Genomic DNA, 19339 nt, shown 5'->3' with positions numbered 1-19339 from the left:
TAGTCCCGTTGACGAACGGGACGCCCGGTTTGGAAGTTGATTCCCAAAAATGTATGGGAAAGAAATAGTAAGGCATCTAAAGACTTGTGTAAAGAGGGAAGACCTAAAAAAAGGTATTATGCCCTTCCTATAGTCCTGATTTGGGTTCTGATTGCATGGCTCATTATACGTTTCCGATGATCTGCGGTATAAAAAATACAGGCTGCAGCACAACGATAATCCGTCAGTACTGCAGCCACATTTGTTCTATGAAGTTTTATTCAGCAGGTCCTGCCGCCTGATGCATGGTCAGCGGCTTGACATTAAAATTCGAGCGGTATTCTGTCTCATCCCAGAAAATATCTTCTGCCACAAGACACTGTGGATTCAAAGTTACCCCATCCAGAATGATTTCTTTAAACTTCTTATAACCCGCCCGGTCAATCAGATGTCCGCCATGGAGATATTCCGGCTTATAATCCATAACCCAGGCTGAGAACTTCTGCCAGTTGCTAAGAACAGAAAGTATCACATCCTCTGTCGCCCAGTTCAGGAACATCTTTCCAGTACGCGGAGTCTGGCGCCCGGTCCTGCCGCCTAAGATTACGCGGTAATACTTCGTGGGTTCTCTCGTCCATGCGCTGGTTGGACATGCCCTGACGCACTCACCGCAGCCAATGCAGCAGCAGGCATCCTTCTCAATCTTTCCAGTATCCTCATTCAGTTTCAGCACTCTGGTAGATGCCTTCTCGCATGTGCGGGCACAGGCACCGCAGCCAATGCAGCGTTCAGGATGATAAACCATACGTGCCACCCCAATAATTCCAAAGTCACACAGATGTGCCTTATTACAGTCATTCGGGCATCCGGCAATATTAATCTTAATGTGATAATGGCTCGGGAAAATGATTGGCTCTATTTTCCTCGCCAGTTCGTATGTATTGCAGTTTCCACAGATACAGTGATAATTCCCGATACATGCCGTAATATTTCGTGCACCGATCGTCGGGTATCCGCTCTTCGGATTCCATTCCTGCGGTTCATGCGATACGGTGTCCATATCCACCTGGCAAAGCTTTGCATCTACCTCTTTGATATAGTCTTCCAAATAGGCATTCACAGCAGGAACATTCTCATAAGGAATACCGGTTATGTCGAACGTCTGCCTTGTTCCAAAATGAAAGTTCCCATCGCCCCAGGTTCTGGCAATATGCTCAATCACTGTAAGATAGGAGGAATCAATGAAACCTCCCGGAACCCTCATCTGCAGCATAAACTGTCCAGGGACTTTGGACTGGCGAAAGCAGTTAATCCGCAGTTTTTTGATATTAATATCCTGATTCATACCATTTACACTCCTTTCTCAATCCACCAAATCACGGGCTGTTGTATATGGGAAAACAGGGCCGTCTGTACAGACATAGACCTCATCAATCCTGCAGTGCCCGCATTTTCCAATGGCACATGACATCTTCCGCTCAAAACTCATCCAGACCTTCTCTGGGTCTACATTGTATTTCATAAGTTCAAGCCCGGTGAACTTCATCATCGGAGGCGGTCCAACTACTACGACTGCATAGTCTCCCTGAAACTCGTCAAATGGAATCTCTTTTACAAATTCAGTTACAAAGCCGGTCCTCCAGCCTTCCTTTTGATCTGTATCCAGTGCATAGGTCACAGCAAACTTCTCCTTCCACTTTACCAGATCCCCGCTGAAAATGATTCCTTCCTCATTCTTAAAACCGGAAATAAGATGCACGCTCTTCACATACTCCGGCTTCTCTGCAAAGCGGCGGAGCATAGAGCGCACTGGTGCTAAGCCCGTTCCACCGGTAATCACTACTATATGTTTCCCGGCAAATTCATCAACAGGCCAACCTTTGCCATAAGGTCCGCGTAAGAACAGCATATCTCCCGGCTCCTTCGAAAAAATACAGTCTGTCACTTTCCCAACTGAACGGATCGTAAACTCCAGCCATCCTTCTCCCTGTGCTGATACTGAGATTGGTGCCTCACCAATCTTAGGGATGGAAAGCTGCATGAACTGACCATGAGCCGGACAGGCATCAGAAGCGACTCTAAAGGTCCACTCATGCTCACTTTCTTTGTGCACATCCAGAATTGTGCACGGTTCTGGCATAACAGGATTCATCATAACAGCCCCTCCTTTACTGTTCCATGCCGGCTTTGATCTCCTCCACCGCATGATTCATTTTGTTGACAGTTGCACTAATCGAAATCATTTCCGGACAACGGTGCGTGCATCGGCCACAGCCCACGCACATATGGGAATCCCCAAAACGCGCCTTATAATCATAAAACTTATGTAAGACCTTGAAACGCATCCGGTCTGCCGGAGTACTTCGCATCTCTTTCTGCCCTGCCATCTGGTCGAAGCCTTCCACCTGACAGGAAGCAGTCACTCTGCGGCGCTCTCCTACTTCCGGATTGTCTCCATAGACAACATCCCGTGTAGTAAAACAGGTACAGGTAGAACATGCCACCGTGCAGCTTCCGCAGGATGTGCATCTTCCATCGAATTCCTTCCACATAGGGTGGTTCTTAAGCGCCCTGCGTACGTCTTTATCCGACAGATCGGGAATCTTTACTTTCAGCTCATTCTCCTCTACGAACATCGGTGTATAGCTGGTATCAGGCATCCCTTCAAAATAAAACTGGAAACTCTCATCTGTCACATGAACTTTCACCCCTTCTTCTGAAAACTTAAGTGCCAGTGAGTAGTCATCCGTCCGGTTCGTTCCCATGGAAACACAAAAACAGGTATCGTCTCCGCCATTACACTCCATCATGGCGAACTTAACCAGCTCCCGCACACGCTGATAATAGAAATCCTCATACCCACCGTTACCCGAAAAAATCTTCGCCTGAATATGCTGTGCATTGATATCGCAGGGTCGGGCAAGTATCAGAATTGGTTTTTTAGGTCCTTTACTCTCACGGAACTCATCTTCCGTAAAATACAGAATTGTCTCCTGGATTGGATTGATAACCTCCTTTGCAGGATAAGCAGACTTTGTGTCCCATACAATCTCGCTGACATTTTCCACGCTATCATAGCGGATAATGTCGGTATCCGAAAAGCGCCCCTCTTTCGGGAATCGCTTCGGAGCGTAAATGCAGTAGTCCTTTTTGAGTGCACGCAGAACCTCTTCGGCCTGGGCGGTATTAAGTACATAATCCATTCTGAAAGCCTCCTTTTCATTGTTGTTCCAGAATCATAGTTCAGACTGATCTGCGCATTTGCTGAGCAGACCGTACGTAAACGTGGTGGCCGCAGGCATCCAGCCCATCGCAAAGCGATTTTAATGGCTGGATGTGTAACAGTTCAGACTTATCTGAACTGTTATGTTCCAGACAAATTTCTGCCCGCACCACATTTACATTTATTTTACCACTATTTTACTATAAGCAAAAATTATTTAATATTATTATATGATAACATTAAATTATCACTGATATTTATCCCCGGTTAGTAATCCCTCTCCTTCCCGCACAAAGACTTGACATCTCAGTTCAATGAATTATAATAAAATCAGATGTTTAAACAAGTATGCTATTATAAAGGAAAATATGCCATGCCAAAAGCAAAATTCGAATCAATTTATAAAGACCTGAAACAGAAAATAGAGGCCGGGGAATACCCTTATCAGGAGCTGCTGCCCTCAGAAAATACAATGGTGGACATATACAGCAGTTCCCGGAACACGATCCGCCGTGCCGTTCTGGAGCTGGCCGAGCAGGGCTATGTACAGTCCCTTCACGGAAAAGGAGTCCGCGTGATTTACCAGCCGGTGGATCAGGCCGATTTCACTTTGGGCGGAATCGAAAGTTTTAAAGAATCCGCGGACAGAAACAACCGGAAAACTTCTACACAGGTCATCCAGTTCACAGAAATCACAGCCGATGCCCGCGTGTCTGCAAACACAGGCTTTGCCGCAGGAAGCGAGCTGTATTACATCCAACGCGTCCGTTATCTGGAAGACAAGGCGCTGATCCTGGATATCAATATGTTCCTCAAATCCCTTGTGCCGGGACTTACAAAAGAAATTGCCGAAAAATCCATTTATGAATATATTGAAAATGAATTGGGAATGGCTATTGTAACCAGCAAGAGAAAAATGACCGTGGAGCGTGCCACCCAGATCGATGAAAAATATCTGGAGCTGAATGACTATAACTGCCTTGCAGTTGTCAGCGGACAGACCTTTAATTCGGATGGGATCATGTTTGAATATACCCAGTCCAGGCACCGCCCCGATTACTTCTGCTTCCAGGATACTGCCACGAGAAAACGGCAGCCTGTATAACGACTGAAAGGAGTATCACCCATGTGCGGACGTTACTATATTGACGATGAAACAGCCCGGGAGATCGAGAAACTTGTGCGCCATCTGGACAGAAAAATGGCCGTTTCCGGAAAGCGGGACATTTATCCGTCCAATGCAGCCCCCGTTATTACCGGGCATCACGACGAATTTGCGGAGGAACTGTTTACCTGGGGATTCCCGGGATTTGGCAGTAAGAACCTGATTATCAATGCCAGGGCCGAGACTGCGATGGAAAAAAGGACATTTAAGGAAAGTGTCCGCACCAGAAGATGCGCCGTACCCGCGGCGGGATTTTATGAATGGAATCCTGAAAAAGAAAAATATGCGTTTCAGAACCCGGATGGCAGCATCTGTTATCTGGCCGGGTTCTATAAAGAATACGAGGAAGGCACCCGCTTTGTAATCCTGACGACAGAGGCCAACGATTCTATGAAAAGCGTACACAATCGGATGCCGCTGCTCCTTGGCAGGCAGGAACTGGACGCCTGGCTGTTTGATGATGATCAGACGGAGCTGATTCTCCGGAAAATTCCCGGACCGCTGAATAAAGACACAGAATACGAACAGCAGAGTCTGCCGTTTACCAGCATGTAAACTACTTTGCCAGATTCTTTACTTTACAGGATGCAACGGGTATATACAGACCAGCACCGATTAACACCCCGGTAAGCATTCTGCAAGGCACCTGAACAGGAGATGAAAAATATGGAACAAATGAATTTATTCGACGACCGCAGGCAGACCGCCCCTCTCGCCAGCCGCCTCCGCCCGGACACGCTCAAAGATTTCGTGGGTCAGGAACATTTACTTGGAAAAGGAAAGGTTCTCAGGCAGCTGATCGAACGGGACCAGATCTCTTCTATGATATTCTGGGGCCCCCCGGGTGTGGGCAAGACCACTCTCGCCAGCATTATCGCCGGACAGACAAAGGCGGATTTTATTAATTTCAGTGCTGTCACCAGTGGAATTAAAGAGATCAAAGAGGTCATGAATCAGGCCGAACAGAGCCGGCGCATGGGCATTCGCACCGTTCTTTTTGTAGACGAGATCCACCGGTTCAATAAAGCGCAGCAGGATGCATTTCTGCCCTTTGTTGAAAAAGGAAGTATCATTCTCATTGGAGCAACCACAGAGAATCCATCCTTTGAAGTCAACGCCGCTCTGCTCTCCCGGTGCCGTGTATTTGTACTGAAGGCACTGGAAGAAAAAGATCTGGTGAAACTTCTGAGCCATGCCCTGGCAAATCCGTCCGGTTTCGGCGGCCAGAATGTACATATCACGCCAACCCAGATTGAGGCCATCGCTGCGTTTGCAAACGGAGACGCAAGGACTGCCCTGAACACACTGGAGATGGCGGTTCTCAACGGAGAAATCAGTGCAGCCGGGATCACTGTCACGAATGAAGGTCTGGAACAGTGTATCAGCAAAAAGTCGCTCCTCTACGACAAAAATGGGGAAGAACATTACAATCTGATCTCCGCCCTGCATAAATCCATGAGAAACAGCGACCCGGACGCGGCAATCTACTGGATGATGCGGATGCTGGAAGGCGGGGAGAATCCCCTCTATATTGCCCGCCGCCTGGTCCGGTTTGCCAGCGAGGATATCGGAATGGCGGACAGCCATGCCCTTCAGGTGACCGTGGCCGCTTATCAGGCCTGCCATTTTCTGGGTATGCCGGAATGCGATGTTCATCTGACCCATGCGGTCACTTATCTTTCCCTGGCGCCTAAGTCGAACGCACTCTATACCGCATGTGAGGCCTGCAAAAAAGACGTCCGCAATATGCGGGCCGAACCTGTTCCCCTGCAGATCCGCAACGCGCCCACCCGCCTGATGAAAGAGCTGGAGTACGGTAAGGGATATGAATATGCCCACGATACAGAAGAAAAACTGACCCACATGCAGTGCATGCCGGAATCGCTGAAAGACCGGCACTACTATCATCCGACCGAACAGGGGGAGGAGCTGGATGTTAAGAAGAGATTTGAAGCGATTCGGAAATGGAAAGGTTAGGATTTTTAATATGAAAATAACGATTATACACGGGCAAAGCCATAAAGGCTCGACTTACCATATTGCAAAAATACTTTCAGAAAAATTGGGTGGCGATGTCACAGAATTCTTTTTGCCCAGAGATTTTAGCTCCTTTTGCGTAGGATGCACGAATTGCTTTGGCAAATCTGAAACACTATGTCCCCATTATGAAAAACTAAAACCAATTACAGAAGCCATTGACAATGCAGACGTCATCATTTTGGCAAGTCCGGTATATGTATATCATGCAACAGGTGCAATGAAAGTTTTTTTGGACCATTATGGTTATAGATGGATGGTACATCGCCCTGAAGAAAAAATGTTCCGTAAGCAGGCCGTCTGCATTTCAACTGCAGCGGGCGGAGGGATGAAGAGTACTAATAAGGATATGGCAGATAGTACATATTTCTGGGGAATCGCAAAAACCTATAAATATGGAGTAGGTGTCAGGGAAGTATCCTGGAATAGAGTAGATGATAAGATAAAAAAACATATCCAGAAAAAGACGTCCTCTTTAGCCCGAAGAATCAGGAAAAACTTTGGTACTGTAAAGCCATCTATAAAAACCAGAGCATTTTTTAGTATTATGCGAATCGTACAAAAAAATGGATGGAATGAAGCAGATGCCAATTATTGGCATGAAAAAGGATGGACGGGTAAAAAACGTCCGTGGAAAAAGTAAACCATTGAAATCGCACCACTTAACTTGACAAACTCCATCAAGCAGGGGCCTCTGTATCAGATTCCCCTGCTTCATAAATCAAAGTGTAATCTTAAACTGATTCTTCTCCGCTTCATAGGCATACTCAATCGTTCCGCCCAGCTTGCCCACGATCTTCCGGGCTATGGCAAGCCCCAGTCCGGTGCCGCCTTTTGAGGTTCTGGCTTTATCCCCGCGCACAAACGGGTCAAACATGATCTGACGGATCTCTTCTGCAACCGCTTCCCCGTCATCCTGTACAATGATCTCTGCTTTTCCCTCAACTTCTCTTACCGTAATCCAGGCTCCCCGTCCAGTCTGGTTATATTTTCCAATATTGCCGAGAAGATTTTCAATAACCCTTGGGAACTCTTTTAAGTCAACATCCGCCCGGATCGGGGTCTCGGGGATATCAATATGCATCTCGATTCCCTTGTCTTCCAGCTCCTCATAATATCCGGTACAGGCAGAACGCACCAGCTCGCAGAGATCCGTATGTTTCAGCTCCAGTTCATACTCCGGATTATCCAGCTTCAGCAGCAGAAACATCTCATTGACCAGCACATCCACTCTGACAGCTTTCTTGTCTATGATCCGGTAGCATTCCTTCAGATTTTCACTCTTTACCAGACCCTCTTCCAGGGCATTTGCATAGCTTTTGATCGTGGCGACCGGGGTCTTGATATCATGGGAAAGCTCCAACAGCATTCTGTTTTTCTTTTCTTCACTGATCCTTTTCTCCCGCTTCTCTGCTTCCAGCCGTTCCGTCATAATGTTAAAACTGTCACGTATTTCCTCGAACTCACGCTGTGCCCGGAAATCCAGCCGCACCTGATCCACACCGTTTTTAATCACCTGCTCCATCCCGCCGGTGATCTCTCCCAGCGGCCTGCGTATCTTTCTGGAAAGGTAACGGCTCATCAGGAAACAGTTCCCCACAAAAAACACCACAAACAGCAAAAAGAATCCGAGTGTCAGTCTTCTTCCCTGCTCACTGTTTCCCGCATTATAGCTGTAAGTCAGTCCCAGAGTGGTCCGGCCTATTTTTACAAGATAATAACAGGTTTCATCTTCGTTTTGTACCGTCTTTATAAACCCCCTGTACTCCTTTGCCGAGGTATCCGTTTCCAGAAATTTGTCCGTCACCAGATATTCGTAGATCTCTTCCTGTGTGTAAGACATCGGTTCATCCCGTTTATTTCCGTATACCTCCAAAACACGATAGTTTTTATCCAGCTTTTCAATCCAGCCGCCATTTTTCTCAAGCGCACTTAAATCTTGAATCTTTCCGCTGTCATCCACCATATCGTAGGGGGCAAGTGACTCAATACTGCCGCCCCCGATTCCGATCAGTATTCCAAACATGCATACGTACAGTCCGATTACCAGAAAAATAGCAAAGAGAACATAGCTGCCGACCATCTGCCGGAACACACTGCCTGATTTGTTTCTTTTTCTCATTACGCTTCCCTCTCGATCTTATACCCCAGACCTTTAACTGTCTTAATCTGAGGCGGCTGTCCGCCCGACTGTTCCAGCTTGCCCCGCAGATTGCTGATATGTACCATGACAGTATTATCATCCCCCTCATAAGAATCCTCCCACACGTTTTCGAAGATCTGCTGTTTTGTAAATATTCGGCCAGGCTGTCCCATAAACAGCCTGAGAATCTTAAACTCCGTAGATGTCAGCTCTACCGCCCTGCCATCCAGTTCCACGTTTCCCTCCTCCACACAAAGCTGCAGACCCCGGAGGCGAAGCACCTCCCTGTTCTGCCCTGTTTCCTCACGGTAATCATAATTTCTCCTGAGCTGCGCCTTGATCCGCGCTACCACCTCCAGCGGATTATATGGTTTTGTAATATAATCATCCGCCCCCAGCTCCAGCCCCAGTATCTTATCATAGTCCTCGCTCTTCGCCGTCAGCATAATCGCCGGAATCCGGCTTGTCTCCCGAATCTTCCGCAGAACCGCATACCCATCCAGCCCCGGCATCATAATATCCAGAAGAACAAGATGCACTTTCTCGCTCCGAAAGATCTCCATTGCCTCGATCCCATCCTTCGCTTTCCTGATTCCAATATTTTCCCTTTCCAGATATAATTCCAGCACATCCAGAAGCTCCGCTTCGTCATCTGCCGCAAGAATAGTATATCCAGAATCCTCCCTCTCAGATTTCATCAAAGACTGTCCTGCCGCAGAATCCCCGTTAAATATATGCATCTCCATTTCCTCCCTGTCCATCGTAAACCCGATCTTCCCATGCGCATAGTATAGCATACCCCTGCAGTTTTTGCGATATGCCGCTTTGCCTCCCAGACCTACAACTTATTTACTCCTTCTCCCTCATCAGATACATATAGGCATCTTCCAGCGTCCCCTCCACCGGCACACATTCCAGTGAAGGCCTGACAGGACTGATAATCTTTACCTTAGTCCCCGCCTCCGTCACCTGCCTGGACGATATGCAGAAACGCTCCTCCAACCGTTTGATCTGGCCTTCCTCCCTGGCATCAATCTCCCATACATGCCCCCGTGTCTGGGCCAGCAATTCCATCAGCGTACCCGCATACAAAAAGGAGCCTTTTTTCATAACGGCCAGCTGGTAACAGGTTGCCGCCAGGTCTTCCACCACATGTGTAGAAAACAGGACGGTCCTCTCCTTGCCCAGATCAATCAGCAGATTCCGGATCCGGATTCTCTCTTCCGGGTCAAGCCCTGATGTGGGCTCATCAATAATCAAAAATTCCGGATCATTTAAAACCGCCTGTATCAGTCCGACTCTCCTTTTCATCCCACCGGAAAGCTGTTTGATTTTTTTCTTCTGCTGTTCTGCCAGGTTGGTCTTCTCCAGATAATATTCGATCCGTTTCCCGCATTTCTTCTTCGGAATTCCTGCAAGCTCTCCCATATACTGCAGGCATTCGCATACAGTAAGGTTGGGATACAGATTCAGCTCCTGAGGAAGGTAGCCTATTTTCTTCTGTATTTTTTCATAGTTTGCCTCATTATAAAGGATACCGTTCAGGGAAACCATGCCTTTTGTAGGCTTCAGAATCGTAGTCAGAACACGCATAAGCGTTGTTTTTCCCGCTCCGTTTTCCCCCAGCAGCCCATAAACTCCGGTGTCAATCTCCAGATCCACATGGTTTACTGCCTTCACACCGTTTTTAAAACTCACAGATAAGTTTTTTACTTTTATACTCATATCGTCAACCTCTTTTCTTTATAATTACCGGCATTATGACAAGCATAACCGCAGTCAGCACCAGTGCTGTTCCTTTGCCCCAGAGCCAGCTCCAGTCTCCCACGTCCGCAATGTCACGGAAAATGAATGAGAACACATTGAATTTTCCTAAAATCCGCTCCCCGCTTGTGGAATATACCGCCATCCACAAGATAACTGAAATTCCGATACCGGCCCAGATATTTCTGAATATATTGGAAACTGTCATGGCAAATGTCCCCCAGAATATGATAGAGACAGCCACGGACCCCATGGACATCCCGTACAGCAGTATCTGCGGTATTTCATTCAGATTCATAGGTCTCTGCCAATAGAAACAGGCATAGCCTGCAAAAGTTAACACACACAGATAAATCCACTGAATCACAAGCCTCTTTAAAATCGTTTTCCGCCTTGTTCCTACCGGATACAAACGAAAAACTTCCCATCGTTTTTGAGAGTATTCCATTCTGTATGCATCCGCACAAAATACAATTGCCAGCACCGGCATATACGCATCCAGCGTAATTCCGATTTCCGTGACATTCGAAATCCCCCTCACAAGGCTTAAGATCACTGTAAAACAAATGGAATAGGCCACTTTAAATGCAGGCAGACAGATCTTAACCTCTTTCATCAATAAACCCTCCTCTTTTTCCATATTGCCGCCGCAAGAAGCAAAAGCAGTGCCGATGCAATCACAAGAAATATCTGATTCATCCACACCATAGGCGGGGGAGAAGTTTCCAGAAATGAACCCGGGAACCGCACCATAATCGCCAGCGCCCTGCCATAATATCCCCACTCTCCGTCAATCCCTATGCTTCCCATGTTAGAGTAAAGCATATAGAGAAACAGAAGGGGTACCCCGGGCAGCGGATTTTTAAAAATGACTGCCACAACGGTATATACGCTGGTTATCATCATCAGGTTAGGAACAATATACATAACAGATGCCGCAGCTATATCCCAGAATCTGACCGGGAGTCCCGCATTATTTCCAACTGTCCAGCACAATACTCCAAATATCAGATTCATAACTCCAAGCACGGCCAGCATGGAAAGAAATCCCCCAGCCGCCTTGCCTGCCACATATGCCCCCGCAGAGATCGGCTTAGTATGCAGCAGCTCATAAATATCCTTTCTCGTATCCCTGATGTACAGAAAAGCCAGCATAACAGCAGCAAAAAAGCCCATATACAATCCACCGAAATCAGCAAATTTTCTGGAAAAGTAAAAAGAAAACGGTTTTTCCTCCATCTTCTCCCGGATATAAGAATTCACTTCATCTTTCGTTCCCTTATAGACCGCAGCATCCTCGAACGAATACTTTGCATTATAATAACTATAATTTTCCTCCATATAAGTATCCACCTCGGAGATCGTCATATCCGCTTTCTGGATTTCATCAATCACTTTCTGTGCATCTTCCTCTGAGAACTCCATGGCTTCTATCAGCTGCCGTTTTATCTCTGCATACCCAAGCTCCATCTGTTTATCTTCCGAAGCCGGAATATACCCATCCCAGATATCTGCATCCGACGGTATCACCTTTTCCAGATTATCCAGTTCCTCCTGCGACTGAAAATAATGCACCTGAAGTCCCGGAGACACATCCTGATAAACCCCCAGGATCACCACAACCATACCAATCCATAAAATCGGATTCCTCAGATAATTCTTAAATTCCCGTTTTAAAATAACCCACATAAACGAAGGCACCTCCTTTATCTCTTTATAGGAAAAGAATACTCCCTAAATAACAACGAAAAGACAATCGGGAGGGGGATTTTTTTGGGGGTGGGGGCCGCTGTGCAGAATTGGAATATGCCTGTCCCGGATGCGGAATCAGGGCATAAGTGCCGCTAATCAAAATCGGAGCCGGCATGGTGAACACCGCGGACACTTGCGAGAATTCTGATGAATTCTCACTGCGGGTCTGCTTGCTTCCAGGCCTTGTGGGCCTGGAAGCAGTTCACATGCCGGCTCCGATTTTGATGAAGCGGCACTAATGCCCTGATTCAGCATCCGGGACAGGCATATTCCAATTCCGCACAGCTGGTCGCATCCGGGCGGAAAAAGTCCCCTTCCGGGAGGAGTCTCGGGCGGGGGCAGTGGATCAAGTTGAACTGGTGCCGCGGAAATTGCCCCAGAACACCGGTGCAAACCCCATGCAAGCCTTTTTAACCATCTCCAGCCAACCGCTCTGCGCCCAGCCGGCCAAGATCCACTGCCCCCGCCCAGAGGATCCTCCCGGGGAATATTACCGTCCCGCCTGGATGCGTCCAGCCTGAGGGAAGCGGGATGTTTTGATGCTGCCCGGGGAGGCTTATGCTGATTATGGAAGCCTCTAACGTGCTGTAGAAGCACTTATTGCGAAAAAGCTGCATCTTATGGAGGATAATTGATTCCGAATCAATTATCCAGAGCGTCTGAGCTTAGAAAGCATCGGCTTTCTAAGTGAATACGCTCGGTTCCATAAGATGCAGCTTTTTCGCAATTAGTGCTTCTAAGCTAAGTGGCCGGTTTCCAAAATCAGCATAAGCCTCCCCGGGCAGCATCAAAACATCCCGCTTCCCTCAGGCGCCCCCTAGTCGCCCGCACCTTCCCCAAACTCCGCTACCGCACTGGCCCCTCCGGTTGGTGCATTTTGCAGCAGCAGTCTCCCCCCATGTTTTTCGCAGTATATTCTGCAGATATACAATCCCAGTCCAAAGTGGTTCAGGTCATCCTGTGGGTTGGCGTGGTAGCAGGCTTTTGTCAATGTTTCCGTCCCTTCTTTAAAGCCTTCCCCGTCATCCGTCACCGCAAGGGTCAGCTTTTCGTTTTCGGCCGTTATTATGACCTCTACATTTTCTCTGGCATACCGCAGGGCATTGGAAACCAGATTATCCAATACCTCGTAAACGATCCCGGGGTCAAACCATACTTTTTCGTCTTCAGTCCTGAGATAAACCCTGCACTCTTTCCCCGCTTTTTTCCCCAAGACATCTGCGTTCTGCTGACACTGCCTGGCAAATTCTTTAATCTCGATTTCTTCTGCTTCTATCTCACGATCTTCCAATTTTGTCAGCTTCTGCATGGCATTTATAAATGCATCCATCCGTCCGATCTGCTTCATTCCCGCGTCCAGCATTTCCAGAATCTGATCCTTGTCCAGAGATTCGTCGGGCACGAATTCCAGCAGCATTTCCTGATATCCCTTCATGATGGCAAGAGGGGAGCGGATGTCATGTGCAATGGCGGACCGCAGCGCTTTTTCCTGCTCCACCATCTTCCACAGCTGTTTATTGTTTTCCATGAGCTGTTTTCTCATTTTTTCAAACTCCTGACACAGCTGTCCCAGTTCGTCCTTATTCGAATAACTTATAGTAAAATCCAGTTCGTCCTGTGAGATCAGCTGCGAGGCTTGTTTCAGTTCTGTCAGCGGAACTCTGATCTTCTTTTTATAGAATAAGATAACCGTTATGATCGTCCCAATCCATGAAATCACTAAAATACTGTATGTCTCAAGAAAATCGCATAATTCTGAGATATGTCCGTCTAGATCTGACATCCTGGATCCGCTGACCCTTGGAACAACCGCCTCATAGCTTTTGTTCTCCTCTTCCATTGATTCTTGCTGCGCCTGGTAATATACCCCCATATCAATGTACTTCTGCCAGATTGCATTCTGCGTTTTTTCCGCTGTTAGCATAATGGCAGCAGAGAGAAAAAAGCATACGATCAGATTGACAGTCATATAAAGTACAATTGTTTTCCTGATTGACAAATTTCTTATTTTTTCCATCGGTACCCCATTCCCCAGACCGTCTCAATGTATTCCGTTTCGGTATAAGCCGAGAACTTATTCCGGATCCGCCGAACCAGCTCCGTGATTCCCCTGCTGCCGCCCTCCGCATCATAACCATACACCTTTTCATAAATTCTTTCTTTATCAAACACCTGCCCGGCATTTGAGGAAAGGAATTCGATAATGTCATATTCTGCTTTCGTCAGTTCGATCTCATTTTCACCGATTGTTACCGTCTTAGCCGAATAGTTGATACACAGGCCGTTTAAGAACCGGTATTCTGTCTGCCCCCTGTGCCGCTCCTCTCTTTTCAGATGCGCGGTAATCCTGGCCTCCAGTTCTTTCAGACTGAATGGCTTTAAGATGTAGTCGTCCCCTCCGGAGAGAAGGCCGTTCACCCGGTCCTGTTCCTCGACCTTTGCCGTCAGAAATATAATGGGGCACATAACCTTATCCCGAATCTGCCTGCACACATCCAGCCCGTCTATCCCCGGCATGTTAATATCCAGCAGAATAATGTCCGGCTCCGGCCTTATCCTGTCAAACGCCTCGGCACCGCAGCACGCGGTAATTACCTCATACTTCTTGATCTCAAAATAGCTCCTCAGCATTTTCAGCAGTTCCGTGTCATCATCCACAATCAGAATTTTATATTGCATAAATAAAGACCTCCAGCCTGACGCAGGACATCTTCTTTGAGATGGCCTGTGTCAGGCGCTTATTTTTTATTGCCCTTATAGCTAATTTCGCCCTCATAACGCAGCAAATCGTATTATAGAATAATGGCTATAATATGGATCTTTGTTTTCACACAGGCTGACCAAGAAGGCATACATGACATTTACATCGGTTTTAGATTTCTATTGAGCCTGTCCACCATCCATGCGATTCGCTTTTCCCGCCCGGCATCTGTCTTTGCGTCAAAATATGCCCGCGTGTAGGTTTTCTTTACTGATGAAGACATCGCCTGGAAATTTGCATAAGCGGGCTCGTGCACTTTTAGTAAATCAGATAAAAAGGCTATCTGTTCCTCTGTCACCGTCGGGGATTTGGGGGCATCCCATTGTCCGTTTTTTTTGGCTTCCTCTATTTTCTTCCTGCCCCAATCGGTCATAAGTCCTTGTTCTTCAAGGCTTTTAACCAATGCCTTATTCTTCTCCGACCACTTACTATTCTCCCTGCGTAAAGAAAAATATTTCTTGTAAGTTTTGTCATCAATACTTTGCATCTGTCCGTCAATCCAGCCAAAGCAGAGGGCTTCTTCAAGCGCTTCGCCTGCCTTTATTGTTTTCGGCCCGCCCGCTTTTCCAAATAGAAGCCAAACGCCAGCATTTGACAGGCAATGGTCAGAAAGCCATTGCCTAAATTCTTCTCTGTTTGTAAATTCTATTACGTCACTCACTATGTGCCCCACCTTTCGTATGCCTTCTCCGCTAAAGATTTACTATTTTTTATTGATCTGATAGATGAAAAACGCCTTATATCTTCTTATAAATGTTTGTGCGAAGGAAAGCACTCGGACAAATTGATTAGGCAAAAGAATATAAGTATCGCTTGTAATTGTTTTATATTTTATTTCATTTTCTAAATTTATAATTCCTGTTGATGAATCTTCAACAATGCTAAATGTATTTCCTAAACGAATATCTACACTTGCAGGTTGAACCTGTTTTTTCTCCAAAGGCTCAATAATAAGTGATTTTGCTTCTAACATTTTAAGCAAAGTTTTATCTGACAATATCATTAAAATAATCTCCTTCACCTAATATAAATTTTCTTCATATTCCATGTGATTTTCCTTGAAAAAGATTGTATCATATCTCTTGCTTATTTTCCACTTCATTCGTGAGCCTATGGTTAGCTAAAAGCGTCAAACAACATTTTGAACTCGAATATATTTATCGCTTATTCTAACTCTAAAACCACCCGCTGCTTACAGCGTACTTTCCACAGCCTTATAAAGCAGTTCATCCAGGCTTTCTGTAAAGTCCAGCCCTGTCTTCCAGTCCGGTTCCAGTCTGTCCAGAATCAGGCACTTGGCCATGCCTGTACGGTAAAACTTTCCTCTGCCGCCCTCAAATACATCCAGCGTATCCAGATACCGTTCCCGGTAAACATTCTCCCCGCGCAGTGCTTTCAGAACATTTCCCTCCACATAGTATGCGGTTCCCTCCGTCAGTTCACAGCGCTTTTCCGCCATCAATGCTTCGGCTGACATATTTTCCTGCCGCTTCTCCTGCTGCTCTCTATATTCTAATATAGCCGCTTTCATTCCATCAATATCCTTTTTCTCTGCCGCCGTTTTCAGAAGCTGCATTTCCTTCTTCATCCGTTTCTTCTGCTCCGCATTCTGATCTAACTCTTTAACAAGCAGGGTTTCCTCAGAATCACCGTTCTCATTGCCGCTCTGCTCCAGTTCCTTCTCCATCTCTGCTGGAGTCAGATTCTCTCCCAGTATTTGAAAATGACTCATCTGCCATGCATGGAGGCCTTCGTGCCAGATCGTTGCAATCTGCTCTTCCCCGCCATATCCGCTCCCCGAGACCATCCCTTCCACACCGCCTGCCAGAGACAGCAGGCCGTCAAACCTCTCCAGCGTGGGTACGATCACTTCATAATGATCTCCTACCGGATACGCTGTCCCTGCAAATGTCTCCAGTACCGGGGACCGCTTTTCTATTTTCCCCTGATAAAATACATAATCCGCTTTTCCGTCATACATGGCAACCGGATACTCTTCCAGCCGGAAACCGGAAAAACCCAGTTTATCCACCAGCCCCTGTTGTTCCACTGCTTCCCTGTAAATCTTTTTCTCCTGGCTTCCAATCCCCCTGTCTGCTGTAAAAATCCACCCTGCCAGCAATGCGGTTCCCATAACGGCTGCAATCGCTTTTTGTATGCTGATTTTTCCTGTACTCTTTTTCATCCCTATGCCTCCTTTCTGCGCAGCAGATATAACAGCATGCCGCATACATAAAGAACCAGAAGGCCGCCCAGTATACTGTGGATCTGAATATCTTTGCCAGAAAGAAATCTTCCCGCCTGTGACTCCGCCGCATACAAATCAGGTGTCAGGAACAGAATCCCCCTCAGCACCTGCCTCGCCACGCCCGACACGATTCCCGAAAATGTTTCCAGAATCGGATGCATCGTCCCCGCCAGCATCAGCGCCGCGGCAAGCACGCCCGCTGCCATGCCCGGAAGAACAAGACTGACCGCACTTGTAAACAGGCTGACTGCCGCCGTACTGACTGAAAAAAGCAGAAACGCCGGAATACATTTTGCCAGAACCGCGTATTCCCCTTTAATTCCCGCAAATACCATGACACCGGCATACAGGATAAATAAGGAACCCAGAGAACTGATGATATTGGCCAGAGCCAGCTGACCATGATATTTCCACTGGCTGATACCGCGGATCCAGACAAGATGGCTGGTCTTTCGCTCATACTCATTCGGTATCGTCCTCAGGCTAAGTGCAATGGCAATCCCGCCTCCGATCACGGAAATAACATTCAGCACCATAGGCATCATCATGCTGAATTCTGTTACCGGTACGCCGTCAATAGACAGCGTTGCCGCTCCGCTCATGCACATCATCACAATCAGTATTCCAATGACAAGCACAACATAAATATCTTTTCTCCTCATCCGTTCCAGTAAAGCATTTTTCATGATTCCCATCTCTTCGCTCCTCCAATCTTCTCTACAAATATCTCTTCCAGGCTTCTCCTATCTGTTCCTTTCTCCCACTCATGAAGCAGGCTGCCCTTTTTCATAATGATTCCTCTGTCGCACACTCTCTCAATGTCATTGAGAATATGAGAATTAATGAGAATAGTTTTCCCTTCTTCTTTTAATCGCTGTATCGTATGCATCATCTCCACACGCCCAAGTGCATCCAGCCCGGCGGACGGCTCGTCCAGGATCAGAAACTCCGGATCCCCCAGCAGGGCCTGTGCCAGCGCCAGCCGCTGCAGCATCCCTTTGGAATAATTTTTCACCTTTATTTTGCACTCCTCCAGCCCTGTCCGTTCAAGCAGCACAGGAATCTGCCTTTTCAGTTCCTCTTTCGGTATCTTCTGAAGCCCCCCGTAGAACTCCAGCACCTCTCTGCCGCTCAGAAACGGATGGAAATACGGCGTTTCAGGAGAATATCCAATCCGGATCCCCTCCTGGATCTCAACATTTCCCGCGTCCTTTGGTATCAGATCCAGTATCATCTTAATCGTAGTGGTCTTGCCCGCTCCATTACTTCCCAGCAGAGCAAACACCTCTCCTCTTTTAACCGAAAAACTCAAATCATTGACCACACACTGCTTTTGGTATATTTTTTTCAGATTGCTGCATGATAACATGTTCATATGTACCCTCCCTTTGTTAAGATACATCTATCTTACGGCGGGGGGCTAAAGAAAAAATAAACGCAACCTAAAGTTAACCTTAAATGAGAAGGGGGGAATGAAGCGGGAGCTTTTTGGATAAGGGGGCGCTCCATGAAGGGACAGGCGCAAGCCTCCTTCCGGGCATACAGGGCGTTTTTAATCGCGGACACGGAACTAAGAAATTCTAGGAGGCAGACAGCCTGGAAAATGGGGCACGTCTGACACATCATGGGAAAATTGATATTTTCCCACGCTGGGTCAGACGATTCTGTGATTCGGAGATCACAGAATCTCCCCATTTTCCAGGCTGTCTGCCTCCAAGAATTTCTAAGATCCGCTTTAGCGATTTAAAACGCCCTGTATGCCCGGAAGGAGGCTTGCGCCTGTCCCTTCATGGAGCTGGTGTATTCCAATAAGAAGCTAAAACCGTTCATTCTGGGGGTTCTGGCGGGGGCGGCGTATGGGGGTTGAATTGGTGGTGCATTCGTATCTCCAGCAAGACTTTGAAGATAGAATTATCACAATTGAATTCAATTCAACTGTGATAATATCTTCAATATCTTCCACAAAGACTTAGCGTGGATACCAACCTTCCCTCAATCCAGCATCCATACGCTGCCCCGGCCAAAGAGCGCCCCTCAGCAGGTTTTCTCCTACCGGGGGATGCACCTAGCTTACCAAGAGCCGGGACGGACTGTGTAAAGCACCTGTCCTGTTTGAAATGCATCCCAGCGAGCTTAACAGCAGTTAGAAGAAATCCGCAAAATCAGCCAGAGAAAAGTTGCTTCCGAAGCAACTTTTCAGAACGCCTGAGACGCTTAATCATCAGATTAAGCGTTGAATGCGTTCGGTTCTGGCTGATTTTGCGGAT

Annotated in this window: 19 protein-coding genes; 4 read left to right on the top strand and 15 right to left on the bottom strand. The window is 47.1% G+C overall.

Annotated features, from left to right (window positions below):
- Nucleotides 1–256 precede the first annotated feature (256 nt).
- The 3 genes from asrC to asrA are packed head-to-tail and all read right to left on the bottom strand — an operon-like array spanning nucleotide 257 to nucleotide 3182.
- A complete protein-coding gene (gene asrC, locus HMPREF0240_RS07140; RefSeq protein ID WP_009002776.1) occupies nucleotides 257–1324 on the bottom strand; it encodes a sulfite reductase subunit C in 1068 nt (355 codons plus the stop codon).
- An 18-nt stretch (nucleotides 1325–1342) separates the two neighbouring features.
- The gene (asrB, locus tag HMPREF0240_RS07135; protein WP_009002775.1) at nucleotides 1343–2134 is read right to left on the bottom strand and encodes an anaerobic sulfite reductase subunit AsrB; all 792 of its coding nucleotides are present in this window, start codon (nucleotides 2132–2134) and stop codon (nucleotides 1343–1345) included.
- Between the two features lie 13 nt (nucleotides 2135–2147).
- Nucleotides 2148–3182, bottom strand: coding sequence for an anaerobic sulfite reductase subunit AsrA (gene asrA / locus HMPREF0240_RS07130; RefSeq protein WP_009002774.1), 1035 nt, complete (start codon nucleotides 3180–3182; stop codon nucleotides 2148–2150).
- A 393-nt stretch (nucleotides 3183–3575) separates the two neighbouring features.
- Between asrA and treR the strand changes: the two genes are divergently transcribed.
- From treR to HMPREF0240_RS07110, 4 genes are all read left to right on the top strand, one after another.
- Nucleotides 3576–4307 (top strand): trehalose operon repressor, encoded by a 732-nt coding sequence (gene treR / locus HMPREF0240_RS07125; RefSeq protein WP_035312625.1) that lies wholly within the window; start codon nucleotides 3576–3578, stop codon nucleotides 4305–4307.
- A gap of 21 nt (nucleotides 4308–4328) precedes the next feature.
- Nucleotides 4329–4922 (top strand): SOS response-associated peptidase, encoded by a 594-nt coding sequence (locus HMPREF0240_RS07120; protein WP_009002772.1) that lies wholly within the window; start codon nucleotides 4329–4331, stop codon nucleotides 4920–4922.
- 111 nt (nucleotides 4923–5033) lie between these two features.
- Entirely contained in the window at nucleotides 5034–6344 is a 1311-nt protein-coding gene (locus tag HMPREF0240_RS07115) for a replication-associated recombination protein A (RefSeq protein ID WP_035312624.1), read from the top strand.
- Nucleotides 6301–7047, top strand: coding sequence for an NAD(P)H-dependent oxidoreductase (locus HMPREF0240_RS07110; protein WP_347462570.1), 747 nt, complete (start codon nucleotides 6301–6303; stop codon nucleotides 7045–7047). The genes HMPREF0240_RS07115 and HMPREF0240_RS07110 overlap by 44 nt, the downstream gene beginning before the upstream one ends.
- A gap of 78 nt (nucleotides 7048–7125) precedes the next feature.
- Here the strand turns inward: HMPREF0240_RS07110 and HMPREF0240_RS07105 are convergent, their stop codons facing one another.
- The 12 genes from HMPREF0240_RS07105 to HMPREF0240_RS07050 form a co-directional block, all read right to left on the bottom strand.
- Nucleotides 7126–8526, bottom strand: coding sequence for a HAMP domain-containing sensor histidine kinase (locus HMPREF0240_RS07105; RefSeq protein WP_009002769.1), 1401 nt, complete (start codon nucleotides 8524–8526; stop codon nucleotides 7126–7128).
- On the bottom strand, nucleotides 8526–9287 hold the full coding sequence (locus HMPREF0240_RS07100) for a response regulator transcription factor (RefSeq protein ID WP_242833306.1): 762 nt from the start codon (nucleotides 9285–9287) through the stop codon (nucleotides 8526–8528). The genes HMPREF0240_RS07105 and HMPREF0240_RS07100 overlap by 1 nt, the downstream gene beginning before the upstream one ends.
- Nucleotides 9288–9396: 109 nt before the next feature.
- On the bottom strand, nucleotides 9397–10272 hold the full coding sequence (locus HMPREF0240_RS07095) for an ABC transporter ATP-binding protein (RefSeq protein WP_009002767.1): 876 nt from the start codon (nucleotides 10270–10272) through the stop codon (nucleotides 9397–9399).
- Nucleotides 10273–10276: 4 nt separating this feature from the next.
- Nucleotides 10277–10927, bottom strand: coding sequence for an ABC transporter permease (locus tag HMPREF0240_RS07090; protein ID WP_009002766.1), 651 nt, complete (start codon nucleotides 10925–10927; stop codon nucleotides 10277–10279).
- A complete protein-coding gene (locus tag HMPREF0240_RS07085) occupies nucleotides 10927–12000 on the bottom strand; it encodes an ABC transporter permease subunit (RefSeq protein WP_035312622.1) in 1074 nt (357 codons plus the stop codon). The genes HMPREF0240_RS07090 and HMPREF0240_RS07085 overlap by 1 nt, the downstream gene beginning before the upstream one ends.
- A gap of 880 nt (nucleotides 12001–12880) precedes the next feature.
- Nucleotides 12881–14080 carry a HAMP domain-containing sensor histidine kinase gene (locus HMPREF0240_RS07080; RefSeq protein WP_009002764.1) on the bottom strand — a complete coding sequence of 400 codons (1200 nt, stop codon included), beginning with the start codon at nucleotides 14078–14080 and terminating at the stop codon, nucleotides 12881–12883.
- Nucleotides 14068–14742: a response regulator transcription factor gene (locus HMPREF0240_RS07075; protein ID WP_009002763.1), complete on the bottom strand. Its 675-nt coding sequence runs from the start codon at nucleotides 14740–14742 to the stop codon at nucleotides 14068–14070. Before HMPREF0240_RS07075 ends, HMPREF0240_RS07080 begins: the two co-directional genes overlap by 13 nt.
- A gap of 182 nt (nucleotides 14743–14924) precedes the next feature.
- A complete protein-coding gene (locus tag HMPREF0240_RS07070; protein WP_009002762.1) occupies nucleotides 14925–15485 on the bottom strand; it encodes a YdeI/OmpD-associated family protein in 561 nt (186 codons plus the stop codon).
- 42 nt (nucleotides 15486–15527) lie between these two features.
- Nucleotides 15528–15827 (bottom strand): 2'-deoxycytidine 5'-triphosphate deaminase, encoded by a 300-nt coding sequence (locus tag HMPREF0240_RS07065; protein ID WP_009002761.1) that lies wholly within the window; start codon nucleotides 15825–15827, stop codon nucleotides 15528–15530.
- A 189-nt stretch (nucleotides 15828–16016) separates the two neighbouring features.
- Nucleotides 16017–17009: a hypothetical protein gene (locus HMPREF0240_RS07060; protein ID WP_035312621.1), complete on the bottom strand. Its 993-nt coding sequence runs from the start codon at nucleotides 17007–17009 to the stop codon at nucleotides 16017–16019.
- A 2-nt stretch (nucleotides 17010–17011) separates the two neighbouring features.
- Complete coding sequence (locus tag HMPREF0240_RS07055; protein WP_009002759.1) at nucleotides 17012–17767, bottom strand: hypothetical protein; 756 nt, start codon at nucleotides 17765–17767, stop codon at nucleotides 17012–17014.
- The gene (locus tag HMPREF0240_RS07050; protein WP_050794499.1) at nucleotides 17755–18447 is read right to left on the bottom strand and encodes an ABC transporter ATP-binding protein; all 693 of its coding nucleotides are present in this window, start codon (nucleotides 18445–18447) and stop codon (nucleotides 17755–17757) included. The genes HMPREF0240_RS07055 and HMPREF0240_RS07050 overlap by 13 nt, the downstream gene beginning before the upstream one ends.
- Nucleotides 18448–19339 lie beyond the last annotated feature (892 nt).

This window comes from Clostridium sp. D5 (assembly GCF_000190355.1).
Classification (GTDB): Bacteria; Bacillota; Clostridia; order Lachnospirales; family Lachnospiraceae; genus Faecalicatena; species Faecalicatena fissicatena_A.
This window is presented reverse-complemented; position numbering and strand designations above follow the sequence as displayed.

Coding starts and splice junctions, on each gene's coding strand:
- asrC (WP_009002776.1), bottom strand. CDS start 1,324: ATGAATCAGGATATTAATATCAAAAAACTGCGGATTAACTGCTTTCGC.
- asrB (WP_009002775.1), bottom strand. CDS start 2,134: ATGATGAATCCTGTTATGCCAGAACCGTGCACAATTCTGGATGTGCAC.
- asrA (WP_009002774.1), bottom strand. CDS start 3,182: ATGGATTATGTACTTAATACCGCCCAGGCCGAAGAGGTTCTGCGTGCA.
- treR (WP_035312625.1), top strand. CDS start 3,576: ATGCCAAAAGCAAAATTCGAATCAATTTATAAAGACCTGAAACAGAAA.
- HMPREF0240_RS07120 (WP_009002772.1), top strand. CDS start 4,329: ATGTGCGGACGTTACTATATTGACGATGAAACAGCCCGGGAGATCGAG.
- HMPREF0240_RS07115 (WP_035312624.1), top strand. CDS start 5,034: ATGGAACAAATGAATTTATTCGACGACCGCAGGCAGACCGCCCCTCTC.
- HMPREF0240_RS07110 (WP_347462570.1), top strand. CDS start 6,301: ATGTTAAGAAGAGATTTGAAGCGATTCGGAAATGGAAAGGTTAGGATT.
- HMPREF0240_RS07105 (WP_009002769.1), bottom strand. CDS start 8,526: ATGAGAAAAAGAAACAAATCAGGCAGTGTGTTCCGGCAGATGGTCGGC.
- HMPREF0240_RS07100 (WP_242833306.1), bottom strand. CDS start 9,287: ATGCATATATTTAACGGGGATTCTGCGGCAGGACAGTCTTTGATGAAA.
- HMPREF0240_RS07095 (WP_009002767.1), bottom strand. CDS start 10,272: ATGAGTATAAAAGTAAAAAACTTATCTGTGAGTTTTAAAAACGGTGTG.
- HMPREF0240_RS07090 (WP_009002766.1), bottom strand. CDS start 10,927: ATGAAAGAGGTTAAGATCTGTCTGCCTGCATTTAAAGTGGCCTATTCC.
- HMPREF0240_RS07085 (WP_035312622.1), bottom strand. CDS start 12,000: ATGTGGGTTATTTTAAAACGGGAATTTAAGAATTATCTGAGGAATCCG.
- HMPREF0240_RS07080 (WP_009002764.1), bottom strand. CDS start 14,080: ATGGAAAAAATAAGAAATTTGTCAATCAGGAAAACAATTGTACTTTAT.
- HMPREF0240_RS07075 (WP_009002763.1), bottom strand. CDS start 14,742: ATGCAATATAAAATTCTGATTGTGGATGATGACACGGAACTGCTGAAA.
- HMPREF0240_RS07065 (WP_009002761.1), bottom strand. CDS start 15,827: ATGATATTGTCAGATAAAACTTTGCTTAAAATGTTAGAAGCAAAATCA.
- HMPREF0240_RS07060 (WP_035312621.1), bottom strand. CDS start 17,009: ATGAAAAAGAGTACAGGAAAAATCAGCATACAAAAAGCGATTGCAGCC.
- HMPREF0240_RS07055 (WP_009002759.1), bottom strand. CDS start 17,767: ATGGGAATCATGAAAAATGCTTTACTGGAACGGATGAGGAGAAAAGAT.
- HMPREF0240_RS07050 (WP_050794499.1), bottom strand. CDS start 18,447: ATGAACATGTTATCATGCAGCAATCTGAAAAAAATATACCAAAAGCAG.